At 72.8% G+C, this 11370-nt stretch carries 14 protein-coding genes; 6 read left to right on the top strand and 8 right to left on the bottom strand.

Annotated features, from left to right (window positions below):
- Positions 1-38: 38 nt before the first annotated feature.
- Positions 39-539, bottom strand: coding sequence for an LPXTG cell wall anchor domain-containing protein (locus BLU82_RS24425; protein WP_157741235.1), 501 nt, complete (start codon positions 537-539; stop codon positions 39-41).
- 122 nt (positions 540-661) lie between these two features.
- Here BLU82_RS24425 and BLU82_RS24420 point away from each other — a divergent pair, with 122 nt between their 5' ends.
- The 5 genes from BLU82_RS24420 (at position 662) to BLU82_RS24400 (ending at position 3095) form a co-directional block, all read left to right on the top strand.
- Positions 662-943, top strand: a complete 282-nt coding sequence (locus tag BLU82_RS24420) for a PqqD family protein (RefSeq protein ID WP_092623600.1) — start codon at positions 662-664, stop codon at positions 941-943.
- The gene (locus BLU82_RS24415; protein ID WP_092623599.1) at positions 940-1599 is read left to right on the top strand and encodes a hypothetical protein; all 660 of its coding nucleotides are present in this window, start codon (positions 940-942) and stop codon (positions 1597-1599) included. The genes BLU82_RS24420 and BLU82_RS24415 overlap by 4 nt, the downstream gene beginning before the upstream one ends.
- Entirely contained in the window at positions 1596-2420 is an 825-nt protein-coding gene (locus tag BLU82_RS24410) for a glycosyltransferase family 2 protein (protein WP_092623598.1), read from the top strand. The genes BLU82_RS24415 and BLU82_RS24410 overlap by 4 nt, the downstream gene beginning before the upstream one ends.
- Positions 2421-2508: 88 nt before the next feature.
- The gene (locus BLU82_RS24405; RefSeq protein WP_157741234.1) at positions 2509-2823 is read left to right on the top strand and encodes a DUF6355 family natural product biosynthesis protein; all 315 of its coding nucleotides are present in this window, start codon (positions 2509-2511) and stop codon (positions 2821-2823) included.
- Entirely contained in the window at positions 2820-3095 is a 276-nt protein-coding gene (locus tag BLU82_RS24400; protein WP_157741233.1) for a hypothetical protein, read from the top strand. The genes BLU82_RS24405 and BLU82_RS24400 overlap by 4 nt, the downstream gene beginning before the upstream one ends.
- Before the next feature lies 1 nt (position 3096).
- On the opposite strand, the gene BLU82_RS24395 is transcribed toward BLU82_RS24400, so the two are convergent.
- The 4 genes from BLU82_RS24395 to BLU82_RS24380 form a co-directional block, all read right to left on the bottom strand.
- Positions 3097-3648, bottom strand: coding sequence for a hypothetical protein (locus BLU82_RS24395; protein WP_157741232.1), 552 nt, complete (start codon positions 3646-3648; stop codon positions 3097-3099).
- A gap of 126 nt (positions 3649-3774) precedes the next feature.
- Positions 3775-6168, bottom strand: coding sequence for a M14 family zinc carboxypeptidase (locus BLU82_RS24390; RefSeq protein ID WP_092623594.1), 2394 nt, complete (start codon positions 6166-6168; stop codon positions 3775-3777).
- Between the two features lie 102 nt (positions 6169-6270).
- Positions 6271-7101 (bottom strand): ABC transporter permease, encoded by an 831-nt coding sequence (locus BLU82_RS24385; protein ID WP_092623593.1) that lies wholly within the window; start codon positions 7099-7101, stop codon positions 6271-6273.
- Entirely contained in the window at positions 7098-8090 is a 993-nt protein-coding gene (locus BLU82_RS24380) for an ATP-binding cassette domain-containing protein (RefSeq protein WP_092623592.1), read from the bottom strand. Before BLU82_RS24380 ends, BLU82_RS24385 begins: the two co-directional genes overlap by 4 nt.
- Positions 8091-8176: 86 nt before the next feature.
- Between BLU82_RS24380 and BLU82_RS24375 the strand changes: the two genes are divergently transcribed.
- Positions 8177-8938, top strand: coding sequence for a TetR/AcrR family transcriptional regulator (locus BLU82_RS24375; protein WP_092623591.1), 762 nt, complete (start codon positions 8177-8179; stop codon positions 8936-8938).
- Here the strand turns inward: BLU82_RS24375 and BLU82_RS24370 are convergent.
- The 3 genes from BLU82_RS24370 to BLU82_RS24360 form a co-directional block, all read right to left on the bottom strand.
- A complete protein-coding gene (locus BLU82_RS24370; RefSeq protein ID WP_092623590.1) occupies positions 8928-9128 on the bottom strand; it encodes a hypothetical protein in 201 nt (66 codons plus the stop codon). The two genes, BLU82_RS24375 and BLU82_RS24370, sit on opposite strands and share 11 nt — an antisense overlap.
- 71 nt (positions 9129-9199) lie before the next feature.
- Positions 9200-10426 (bottom strand): formaldehyde dehydrogenase, glutathione-independent, encoded by a 1227-nt coding sequence (gene fdhA, locus BLU82_RS24365; protein WP_092623589.1) that lies wholly within the window; start codon positions 10424-10426, stop codon positions 9200-9202.
- A 138-nt stretch (positions 10427-10564) separates the two neighbouring features.
- The gene (locus tag BLU82_RS24360) at positions 10565-11365 is read right to left on the bottom strand and encodes a hypothetical protein (RefSeq protein ID WP_092623588.1); all 801 of its coding nucleotides are present in this window, start codon (positions 11363-11365) and stop codon (positions 10565-10567) included.
- Positions 11366-11370 lie beyond the last annotated feature (5 nt).

Raw genomic sequence — 11370 nt, 5'->3', positions numbered from 1 at the left:
GCAGCCCCCCCAGGCTCATTGGTCGAGCGTGCCGCCCCTCAGACGGTCGCTCCCGGCTGTGCGTCGCCCGGCGCGGGGGACTCCTTCCGCGACGCCACGTACATGGCCGCGCCGGCCGCCGTGAGCAGCCCGCCGACCGCCAGCCCCTGGGCGACGTCGCCCGGGCCGGTGTTGGGCAGCCCGCCCGCGGTGGTGTCGTCGTCGTTGTCCTCGTCGGCGGGCGGCCGAGGCTTGCCCGACGGCGTGCTGGTGCTGCCGGGCGGCGTCGTCTCGTTCGACGGAGGCGGCGTGGTCTCGGTGGACGGCGGCGGCGTCGTCTCGTTCGACGGCGGCTCAGTGGGCGGCTCCGTCGGCGGCTTCGGCGGCTCCGTGGGAGGCTTCGGCGGCTCGGTCGGCGGTTCGCCACTGGGCGACGCGGCGTTCGCGGGGGTCAGCGTGATGGCGGTGACCGTGGGCACCGTCCAGACCGCTGTCCCGACGGCGACGCCGCGGCGGAGCACCTGCCGGCGGCTGAGCCCGGTGACATCATCGTGTGGCATATCGGCCCCATCGAGTCAATGCGCACGCCCCCCGTGCGCTGGCGTGCATCATAACGGCATAACTGACCATTTGTCGCCCCGAGCCGGAGCGCCCGGTTGCGGGCCTGGCTACCCTGGGGTCCATGACGGCGCCCCCGCCCCTCTCGCGCGCCCACGCCGTGCGCGAACTCCATGTCGACGGCGCGGTCACCCTCTTCCACGAGCCCACCCAGACGGCACTGGTGCTGAACGAGACCGCGAGTGACGTCTGGCGGCTGCTCGACGGCCGGCGCACGGTCGCCGACATCGTCGAGGAGCTGGCCCGGGTGTACGCCGCCGACGCCGGCACCATCCGGACCGGGGTGCACGCGGCGCTGCGCCAGCTCGCCGACCACCACGTCGTCGACGGCGCTCCGCACGCATGACCGACCCGGTGGTGCTCGACGTCATCGGGGTGCGCGTCGAGGTGCCGGCCGAGGGGCATGCCGGCGTCGAGGACCTCTACGCGGCCGCCGCGCGACTGGCCGTCGAGCGTTCGCCCGAGCTGTTGTTCCACGCCGGTGCGGTGGAGCGCGACGGCGTGGCCGTCCTCTTCCCCGGCGAGTCCGGCACCGGCAAGAGCACGATGGTGGCGGCCTGTGTCCGGCGCGGCTTCGGCTACCTGACCGACGAGATGGTCGCGCTGGACCTCGGCACCGGCGCCGTGCGCGGCTGGCCGCGGCCGATCATGCTGACGCCGTGGGCGCAGGAGGCGCTCGGGCTGCCGGTGCGCGACGGCGGCGAGGGCAAGGCCGCGGTGTCGTGCGCGGAGCTCGGCGGCACCACGGTCGAGGCGGCGCTCCCGGTGGCGCACGTCGTGGGGGTGCGCCGCGGCGCGGCGGCGACGACGCTCGGCCCGATGGCCGCGGGCGACCTGCTGACGCTGCTGCTGTCGTCGTCGTTCAACCACTACCGGCACGGCGCGGCGGCGTGGACGGCGGTCGCGGCGCTGGCCGGACGGGTCCAGGGCTGGTGGCTCGACGCCGCCGACGTGGACTCCGCCGCTGCCGCCGTCGCCGGGCTGCCATACTCGCGCTCGTGACCAGCATCGTCGTGCCCGCCCACAACGAGGAGCGGGTGCTGGGCCGCACGCTGTCGGCGCTGCTCGCCGACGCGGCGCCCGGCGAGTTCGACGTCGTGGTGGTGGCCAACGGCTGCACCGACGCCACCGCGGCGATCGCCCGCGGGTTCGCCGGGGTGCGCGTCGTCGAGACCGAGGTGGCGTCGAAGAGCAACGCGCTGCGGCTCGGCGACGATGCGGCGGCCGGCTTCCCCCGCGTCTACCTCGACGCCGACGTCGTCCTGCCTACGGCGCAGCTGCGGGTGCTGTGCGCCGCGCTCACCGGCGGCGTGCTCGCGGCCGGCCCGCGGCGGCGGTTGCCGATGGACGGCGTGGGCTGGCCGGTGCGCTGGTACTACGACGTGTGGGAGCGGCTGCCGCACGTCGCCGGCGAACTGTACGGCCGCGGTGTCATCGCGCTGTCCGAGCAGGGGCACGAGCGGCTCGGCGCCTGGGAGGACGTCATGGCTGACGACCTCGCCGTCGCGACGGCGTTCGGTCCGGCCGAGCGGGCGATCGTCGCCGGCGCCGTCGTCGAGATCCGCCCGCCGCGCACCTACGCGGACCTGCTGCGCCGCCGCGTCCGGGCGATGTCCGGCAACGCCCGGCTGGTCGCGGGCGACCGTCCGGCCACAGCCCGGGCGCAACCGCGCACCGGCTGGCGCGACCTGCGCCGCATCGTCGCCGCCGACCCGCGGCTGGCGCCCAAGGTGGCGCTGTTCCTCGGCACCGCCGTGCTGTCACGGCTGCGGGCGCGGCGGGCCGACGGCACCTGGCTGCGCGACGAGAGCAGCCGCGCCTGACGGCGGTCGATTCGCCCGTTCCGTCGATCGGCCCCGCTGCCGGGTACTCAGGCACGCAACAGTCCTGAGACCGGCAGGAGGTCATGGCATGACATGGGGCAAGATAGCGAGGTCCGCCGCCGCGGTGGCGCTCGCGGGAGGCGTGGTCGCGGGCGGTGCGGCCGCGTCGGCGCAGGCCGTTCCGCCGCCGTGCGGCTTCTACGAGGTGGGCGGCGGCTTCCTCAACGACGACATGTACAACCACTGTGGCGACCATCCGGTGTGGGTGACGATGGTCGGCCTCGGCCTCTACAACCAGTACACGGCGTGTCTGGCGCCCGGCGTGCACGACCTGAACGAGATCTTCAACAACCCGGTCCTCGACGCCTACTCCGAGGGGGAGCCGTGTTCGGATCCGGAATGACGCGCAGGGGCGCGGTGGCCACCGGGCTCGCCGCGGTCGTCCTGACGCTGGGCGTGGCGCCGGCGGCGCCGGCCGACGAGATCTGCGGCAGCTACGCCGTCAACGGCAACCGCTACTGGGCGAACTGCACCGACCACGGGCAGGAGGTCCGCTGGCACGTCGTGATGCCGCCGTCGCTGTTCAACTACGCCTGCGTCCCGGCCGGCGAGAGTCAGTACATCGGCCCGAGCGCGACGATCTGGGACGTGTTCGCCACCGGCGACAGCTGCTAGGTCAGCTGACGTTCGGGATGAGCCGCCGGACGAGGTCGTCGAGCTCGTCGACGACCTCGCGCCAGACGGAGGCGCGCTGGCCGTAGGGGTCGGCGATGTCGTCGTCGGGGTCGTCGCCGGTGATGTCGTCGCGGGTGCGGCCTTCGCCGACGTGGTGCAGCCAGTCGGTGAAGCGCTGGTGCCGGCCCCTGACGGCGGCCTTCTCGACCCGGCGGACGAAGTCCTTGAGTGTGAACGTCTTCACCCAGGCGTCCGGGCCGTCGTCGACGACGGCCCGGACGTGCTCGCGTTCCATCCCCAGCACGAGGGCCGCCGACGCGACGGCGGCGGGCGTCACCGGCAGGCTGCGGTGCCCGCCCAGCTCCAGTCCGCGCTCGCGCATGACCGTGATGCCGACCGGCGGCACCGAGCCGTGCGCGCCCACCAGCGCACCGGACCGGCCCACCAGCGGCGACCCGGCCCGCGGCGCGTAGGTGTCGAGCATGGCGGCGGCGATGGGCGAACGGCAGCGGCCGGCCGTGCACACGAAGAGAACGTCGATGCTGACCCCCACCCGGTGCCCGGTCCGACGACGACGGACGCAGTCTACGGCGGGGGTCGCGGCCCGGTTCGTCCGCGGTCGCATCGTGGCCACCGGGTGGAGCGCGGGGTGGGCGGCGCCCGCCCACCCCGCGCGGTGTCAGCCGACCTCGACGGTCTGCTTGCGGTAGCTGGAGCTCGGCCGCAGCGGGTCGTAGCGGTTCTCGATGTTGCCGGCGGCGTCGACGGAGAACCAGTGCACCCGCGTCGACCCGGCGCCGACCGGGATCGGCGCCGCGCCCTCACGCAGCCCGGACGACTCCACCCGCGGCGACTCGTACGTCGGGCGGCTGCCGTCGAGCGTGTAGTGGATGGTCACCGGCTCGGTCGCCTCGAACGTGACGCCCGCGTCGGTGAGCTCGAGCGTGGTGCGCGGCGGCCGGTTGTCGCGGCCGTACGCGCGGGCCACCTCCAGCAGCCCGACCAGGCCGTTGGAGAACTCCATGGCCTGCTCGTAGCCCTCGGCGAACGGCGGCTGGAAGCCCTGCGGATCCCATTCCCGCTCGACCGGGTCCCACAGGTCCGCGCCGACCTCGAAGTCCCAGCCGAAGATGCCGCGGTTGTACCAGTGCTCGTCGGCGGAGTTGCCGGCCGCCGAGTAGAGCACGTCGCTGACCGGGCCGGTGCGGCCGGGCCAGACCGCCGTGCCACGCCAGCCCTGGACGGCGGACAGGATGTGGCTGGACGCGGCCCAGAAGTAGTTCTCCTCGCCCAGCGTCGGACGGGGCAGCGGGACACGGCCGTTCTGGACGTACGCGCCGGGCGGCCACATGAAGTACCCGCCATAGGAGTGCACGTTCATCGCGAACCTGATGTTCGGGTACTGCTCGGTCAGCCACACCTCGTTGCGCGCCTCCGGCTCGGACAGCTCGGCCGGCCCGGAGAAGGTGCCGCTGGTGCAGCTCGCGGACGCGCCGCTGTAGCCGTCGAAGCGCGACCCGACGGAGAAGTTGCGGTTCAGGTCGACGCCCCAGGAGTTCGCGCTGGCGGGGTCGCCGTTCGTGGCCGGGCAGTAGTTCGTCAGGTTCTTGCGCTGCCCGTTGAAGTCGTAGAAGGAGTAGTGGGCGCCGTCCGGGTTCACCGAAGGGACGATGAAGATGTCGAGGTCGTCGACCAGCTTCTTCGTGTCGGCGTCGTTGGCGTAGTTGCGCAGCAGCCGCTCCGCCGTCTCCAGCGCGACCAGCGGCGTCACCCACTCGCGGGCGTGCTCCTGGCTGTACGCGAACACGCCGGTCCGCGACCCGTCGCGGACCTTGCCGATGCGGATGGCCCGGACGGTGAACGGCTCGCGCGAGACGCCCGCGGGCGCGTCGAGCCCGTCGGTGAGGTCCTGGGCGCCGGCGACGGCGATCCCGGTGCCGCCGGTGCTGCGGTACGTCGCCGCCGTCACCAGGGCCGACGCCGCGGGCGAGGCGTTGACGGCCGCGACGACCTGCGCCGCGGTGCTGTTCGGCACGCCGGCCGCGTCGGTGCCGAGCGACACCCGGACGGTGCCGCCGGTGACGCCGACGCTCAGCGGGCTGTTCGCCGTGCCCGGGCTCACCGACTCCAGCCGCAGGTCGTTGCCGCCCTCGTGGCCCCAGTCGTGCGACGTCACGTAGAACGCCGCGGCTCCGGTACCGATCATCGCCTGCGCCTTCCGCCGGTACCCGTTGGTCTGGTACGGCAGTTCGACGATCTCGGCGAGCTCGGGGAACTCCGCGGCCAGCGCCTCGATGCGGTCGTACAGCTCGGTCGGGTCCATGTAGTGGTCGACGAAGCCGGTCGCGTAGTGCGGGCCGGGATCGGGGCGCGGGTCGCCGAGCCACTCGACCACCGGGACGGTGATCGAGGCGCCGCCGCTGCTGGTGACGGTGACCTCGGCGGGCACGTCGTCGACCGCGACCGGCTCGAAGAACGTGTGGTAGATGTACTGGCCCGCGTCGACGAACCGGTCCATCGTGACGGTCTGGCCGCCGAAGCCGACGGTCAGCGTCACGTTGCTGTCGGCGCCGAGCGAGGTCTTCACCTCGACACCGAGGTAGGTCTGGCCGCCGACGCTCTCGAACCACTCGGCGCGCAGCGGGGTGAGTGTCTCGGCCATGCGGGCGAAGGTCTGGTTCACCCGGCGGACGGCGGCGTCGCGCTCGGCGACGACGGCCTCGGTCTCGGCGGCGCTGACGACGACCTCGCCGACGGCGTAGCCGAGGTCGCGCAGCACGGCCTGCTCGGCCGGCGTGGCGACGACGTGCACGAGTAGGCCGCCGTCGACCGGCCGGGTGTACTCGGTGACGTCGGCGCCGGCCTCGATCAGCTCGGCGATGGCGTCCTGGTCGGCGACGGTGACCTCGACGATCTCGCTCGCCTCGCCGGTGGTGGCGGCGGCGGAGACCGGCGAGGCGACGTCATCGGGTTCGGGTTCCGCGCCGGCGGCCAGTGGCAGCCCGGCCAGGAACAGGGGCAGGGCTGCCAACACGGCCAGCCGGCGGCGGGGACGAGGGGTCTGCGGTGCCATGGGCCACTCCCGGAGGAAGAGGACTGTATGACGTGACACGCCATATGTTGGTGGCCTATGTCACATTCCGCTACCCTTTCGACCTGATTTGTTGACGCAGCGTCACCGGCTCAGCCGCTGGAACCGGCGCACCGCCAGCGGCACGAACACCAGCGTGATGACCAGCGGCCACACGAGCGCGCCGAGCAACGCGTGCTGCTCGATCCAGCTGTCGCCCAGTGCCGCGGGGTTGCCGAACAGCTCGCGCGCCGCCGTCACCGTCGACGACACCGGGTTCCACGCCGCGACGGCGCCCAGCCAGTCGGGCATCTGCGACGGCGCGACGAACACGCTGGAGATCATCGCGAACGGGAACGCGACGGCGAACAGGCTGCCGGCCGCCTCCTCGTTCGGCGTCAGCAGGCCGATCCAGATGCCGATCCAGATCAGCGCGAACCGCAGCCACAGCAGCAGCCCGAACGCCGCCAGCGTCGCCCAGAATCCGCCGTCCGAGCGCCAGCCGATCACCAGCGCCGTCACCGCCAGCACCGCCAGGTCGAGCGCGGCGCTGACGATGTCGGCCAGCCCGCGGCCGGTGACCGGGGCCGACGGCGACATCGGCATCGAGCGGAACCGGTCGGTGACGCCCTTCGTGGTGTCGATGACGACGGCGTAGGCGGTGTTCATGAAGCCCATCGCCATGGTCATGCCGAACATGCCGGGCATCAGGTACTCGCGGTAGTCGCCGCCGCCCGGCACGCTCATCGCGCTGCCGAACACGTACCCGAACAGCAGCACCGACACGATCGGGAAGCCGAGCTGCCAGGCGATGTTGCCCGGCTGCCTGATCAGGTGCGTCAGCGTGCGGCGGGCGACCGTCCAGCCGTCGGCCAGCGCCCAGTACAGCCGCCGCTCCGGCACGTCCAGGTCGTCGTCGAGGAGGGTGCTGCTCATGCGGGGACCTCCGTCCGCTCCGTCGTCGTCTCGGTGGTCTCCTCCGGTTTGTGTCCGGTGAGCCGCAGGAACACCTCGTCCAGCGTGGGCCGGCGCAGTCCGATGTCCTCGACGCCGATGCCCTCGTCCTGCAGCGTGCGGGCCACCTCGGTGAGGGCGGCGACCCGCCGCTCGACCGGCGCGGCGACCCGCCGGAGCTCCTCGTCGACCTCCGGCTCGCCGGACGCCACTCGCGTGACGGCCTGCAGCGCGACCGGCAGGTCGACCGCCTCCTCCAGCACGACCTCCAGCTGGTCGCCGCCGACGCGGCGCTTGAGCGCGGCCGGGGTGTCGTCGGCGATCGCCCGGCCGTGGTCGATGACGGCGACCCGCCCGGCCAGCTGGTCGGCCTCGTCGAGGTACTGCGTGGTCAGCAGCACCGTGGTGCCGCCGGACACCAGAGAGCGGACCGCCGTCCACACCTCGTTGCGCCCGCGCGGGTCGAGGCCGGTGGTCGGCTCGTCGAGGAAGAGCACCCTCGGCGCGAGGATCATGCTGGCGGCGAGGTCGAGCCGGCGCTTCATGCCGCCGCTGTACTCCTTGGTGCCCTTGTCGGCGGCCTCGGTGAGGTCGAACTGCTCGAGCAGCTCGTCGGCCCGGGCGGCCGCGCGGGCCGAGCCGAGGTGGAACAACCGGCCGAATATCCGCAGGTTCTGCCGGCCGGTCAGGATCTCGTCGACGGCCGTGAACTGGCCGGTGAAGCCGATGCGTCGGCGCACCTTGCGGGCGTCGCGGACGACGTCGAAGCCGGCCACCTCGGCGCGGCCGCCGTCGAGGCGCACCAGGCTGGCCAGGATGCGCACCGCGGTGGTCTTGCCGGCGCCGTTGGGCCCCAGGAGGCCGTAGACCATGCCCTGCGGGACGGCGAGATCGAAGCCGTCGAGGGCGCGCTTCTCGCCGTACCTCTTCTGCAGTCCTTCGGCTTCGATCGCGTGGCTGGAGGTGCTCAAGGGAGTCCCTTCCGCTAAACCGAGTACAATGTACGCGTTAAAGCGTACACCATGCGCAGTTTATTCCACGGATAGTGTTTGCCCTGATGACCACGGACTACAGCAGCGGAAGTGGCGACGTCTCGAAGAGCCTCGAGCTCCTGTGGGGGATGCAGCAGCGTCCGACCCGCGGGCCCAAGCCGGGGCTCACCCTCGAGCGCATCGTCGTCGCGGCCGTCGAGGTGGCCGACGCCGACGGCCTCGCGGCGCTGTCCATGCGGCGGGTCGCGGCGCACCTCGGCGTCGGCACCATGTCGCTGTACCGCTACGTGCCGGGCAAGGCCGAACTGCTCGACCTCATGCTCGACCACGTCGCCGGGCCGGTCGACGGCGACGCCGACGACGAGCCCGTCGGCTGGCGGGCCGCGCTGGACGAGATGGCCCGCGGCACCTGGCAGCTGTGCCTGGACCACCCCTGGTATCCACAGGTCGACCAGGTGCGGCCGCTGCTCGGCCCGAACAGCATCGCCGGAGTCGATCGGCTCATCCGCCGGCTGAAACCGACCGGGCTGCCGGACAAGCAGCTCATGCTCATGGTGTCGGTGATCGACGGCTTCGTCACCACGCTGGCGCGCTCGCACGTCAACGCGCTGCAGGCCGAGCAGCGCACCGGCGTCTCCGAGGAGGAGTTCTGGGCGGCGCAGGAGCCGGTGCTCGTCAAGATGATGGAGACCGGGCGCTACCCGGCCCTGGCCGCCATGGACGAGGACACCTTCTCCTTCGGCTACGAGGAGATCTTCGAGTTCGGCCTGAAGACGATCCTCGACGGCCTCGCGCTGCGGGTGGAAGGCGGGACGGCTACTGGCTGACGGGCGGCGCGTCGGGTCCGTGGTCGGGATGGTGGTCCCAGCGGACCCGATGCGTGCCGAAGCCGGCGGCGTGCACGCCGTCGTGGCCGTACGGCCGCCGGCACCGGTACGTCAGCGAGTAGAGATCTCGGCAGGAGTCGGCATAACTGGTGTACGCGAACTCGAGGTCGAGGCGTTCGTCGATGGTCATGTGGATCACCACGCATGGGGAGGGGGTCTGCTCGCCGCCCCGTTGCGACGGATCCAGTATCACTCTTTTCTCTAGGACGTCGACGACCCCAGCATGCCGTGGGGGTCGATGACGTACTTGCGTGCTGCTCCGCGGTCGAACTCCTGGTAGCCCTCCGGCGCGCGGTCCAGCGGGATGACCGTGGCGTTCACGTTCTTCGCGATGGGCGTGCGGTCGTGCAGGATCGCCTGCATGAGGTGGTGGTTGTACTTCATCACCGGGCACTGACCAGTCGTGAACGACAGCGACTTCGCCCAGCCCAGGCCGAGCCGGATCGACAGCGAGCCGACCTTCGCCGCCTCGTCGCCGGCGCCCGGGTCGCCCGTCACGTACAGGCCCGGAATGCCGACGGCGCCGCCGGCCCGCGTGACGCTCATGACCGTGTTCAGCACCGTCGCCGGCCGCTCCGTCTGCGCGTCGGCCCCGTGCCCGCGGGCCTCGAACCCGACCGCGTCGACCGCGCAGTCGACCTCCGGCTCGCCGAGGAGCCGCTCGATCTGGTCCGCCGGGTCGCCCTGCGAGACGTCGATCGTCTCGCAGCCGAACGAGCGGGCCTGCTCCAGCCGTTCCTGCTGCAGGTCCGCGACGATGACCACGGACGCGCCGAGCAGGAACGCCGACGTCGCCGCGGCCAGCCCGACCGGCCCGGCGCCGGCGATGTACACCGACGTGCCCGGCTTCACCCCGGCCGTCACGCAGCCGTGGAAGCCGGTCGGGAAGATGTCGGCCAGCATCGCGAGGTCGAGGATCTTCGCCATCGCCTTGTCGCGGTCGGGGAACTTCAGCAGGTTCCAGTCGGCGTACGGCACCAGCGCGTACTCCGCCTGGCCGCCGACCCAGCCGCCCATGTCGACGTAGCCGTAGGCCGACCCGGGCCGGTCCGGGTTGACGTTGAGGCAGACGCCGGTCTTGCCCTCCTTACAGTTGCGGCACCGCCCACAGGCGATGTTGAACGGCACCGAGACGAGGTCGCCGGTCTTGATGTACTCGACGTCCCGGCCGCACTCGACCACCTCGCCGGTGATCTCGTGGCCGAGGGCCAGCCCTTCGGGCGCCGTGGTGCGGCCGCGGACCATGTGCTGGTCGCTGCCGCAGATGTTCGTCGCGACCACTTTGAGGATCGCCGCGTGGGGTAGCTGGCGCCCCACGTTCGCCGGGTTGACCCCCGGACCGTCCTTCAGCTCGAAGGTCGGATAGTCGACCGACTCGACCTCGACGTGGCCCGGCCCCCGGTAGATGACTGCTCTGTTTCCAGGCACGACCTCTGCTCCCTCCCTCGTGGCGGATGCGCCGAACGAGTGGTCACCACACGGGAACAGGGCGGCTCGCTCGCCCGGTTTCTCCAACGTAGACCCGGTGCCTGGGGCGGTGTCAATCGAGTGTGCCGGGTGGTGCGGTCAGGCCGCGGGGAGCGCGTCGTGAGGTCCTTCGTCGGAGCGGACGGCGACGGCGATGCGGCGTGCCGCGCGGCTGGCCCGCTGCCGGGCGGCGGCCCAGCTGATGCCGGCCCGCTCGGCCGCCGCCGCCCCGCCCTCGACGCCGGGAGCGGGCGCGTAGATGTCGAGCAGCAGCCGCGCGTCGGCGAGGCTGACGGCCTTGGCGTCGACCGCCCACGCGAGCAGTTCGGTGAGGCCGGTGCCGGCGGAGTCGTCGGCGTCGGTGCCGGCGACGGACGCCAGCACGTCCGGCTCGGCGGGTGTCTCGGTGCGGCGGTGCGCCAACTCGCGGCTGACCACGCCGAGGGTGTCCATGGCGAGGTTCGCCGCCACCCGCGCCGGCCGCCGCGTCGTCGGGTACGTCGCGATGACGGTCCACAGCGCGGCGACCGCCGCGTGCTCCAGCGCCTCGCGGCTGTCGCGGCCCGCGTGGCCGGCCGCGATGCGGATGGCCTTGCCGAGCATGAGCTGCAGCACGGTACGCCCCGCTAGCGCGTCGCCGGCGTGCGCCAGCCGGAGCAGCGCGATGAGGACGGCGTCGGCGCTGCCGCTCGCCACTCGCGCACCGCCCGCCGCGGCCGTGGCCACCGCGGCCTCGACGTCGGCGAGACGGCGGCAGCCGGCCAGGGCCGGCTCGGCCGCCGCCCAGCGGGCGACCGCGTCGGGCTGCCCGTCGGCGCGCAGCCGGTCCCACTCGTCGTTGAGCCGGCCGGCCACGCCGGTCCCGGTGTGCCGCCGCGCTCCCGTGATCGTGACGCTCATGCGTC

The sequence above is a fragment of the Jiangella sp. DSM 45060 genome (assembly GCF_900105175.1).
Taxonomy (GTDB): Bacteria; Actinomycetota; Actinomycetes; order Jiangellales; family Jiangellaceae; genus Jiangella.
Note: the sequence above shows the minus strand (reverse complement) of the source record. Positions and strands in the feature narration are given on the sequence as shown.

Excerpts from the sequence above, each read along its gene's own strand:
- BLU82_RS24415 (WP_092623599.1), top strand. The coding sequence starts at position 940 with ATGACCGACCCGGTGGTGCTCGACGTCATCGGGGTGCGCGTCGAGGTG.
- BLU82_RS24370 (WP_092623590.1), bottom strand. The coding sequence starts at position 9,128 with ATGACCATCGACGAACGCCTCGACCTCGAGTTCGCGTACACCAGTTAT.
- BLU82_RS24360 (WP_092623588.1), bottom strand. The coding sequence starts at position 11,365 with ATGAGCGTCACGATCACGGGAGCGCGGCGGCACACCGGGACCGGCGTG.
- BLU82_RS24425 (WP_157741235.1), bottom strand. The coding sequence starts at position 539 with ATGCCACACGATGATGTCACCGGGCTCAGCCGCCGGCAGGTGCTCCGC.
- BLU82_RS24375 (WP_092623591.1), top strand. The coding sequence starts at position 8,177 with ATGACCACGGACTACAGCAGCGGAAGTGGCGACGTCTCGAAGAGCCTC.
- BLU82_RS24405 (WP_157741234.1), top strand. The coding sequence starts at position 2,509 with ATGACATGGGGCAAGATAGCGAGGTCCGCCGCCGCGGTGGCGCTCGCG.
- BLU82_RS24420 (WP_092623600.1), top strand. The coding sequence starts at position 662 with ATGACGGCGCCCCCGCCCCTCTCGCGCGCCCACGCCGTGCGCGAACTC.
- BLU82_RS24400 (WP_157741233.1), top strand. The coding sequence starts at position 2,820 with ATGACGCGCAGGGGCGCGGTGGCCACCGGGCTCGCCGCGGTCGTCCTG.
- BLU82_RS24385 (WP_092623593.1), bottom strand. The coding sequence starts at position 7,101 with ATGAGCAGCACCCTCCTCGACGACGACCTGGACGTGCCGGAGCGGCGG.
- BLU82_RS24390 (WP_092623594.1), bottom strand. The coding sequence starts at position 6,168 with ATGGCACCGCAGACCCCTCGTCCCCGCCGCCGGCTGGCCGTGTTGGCA.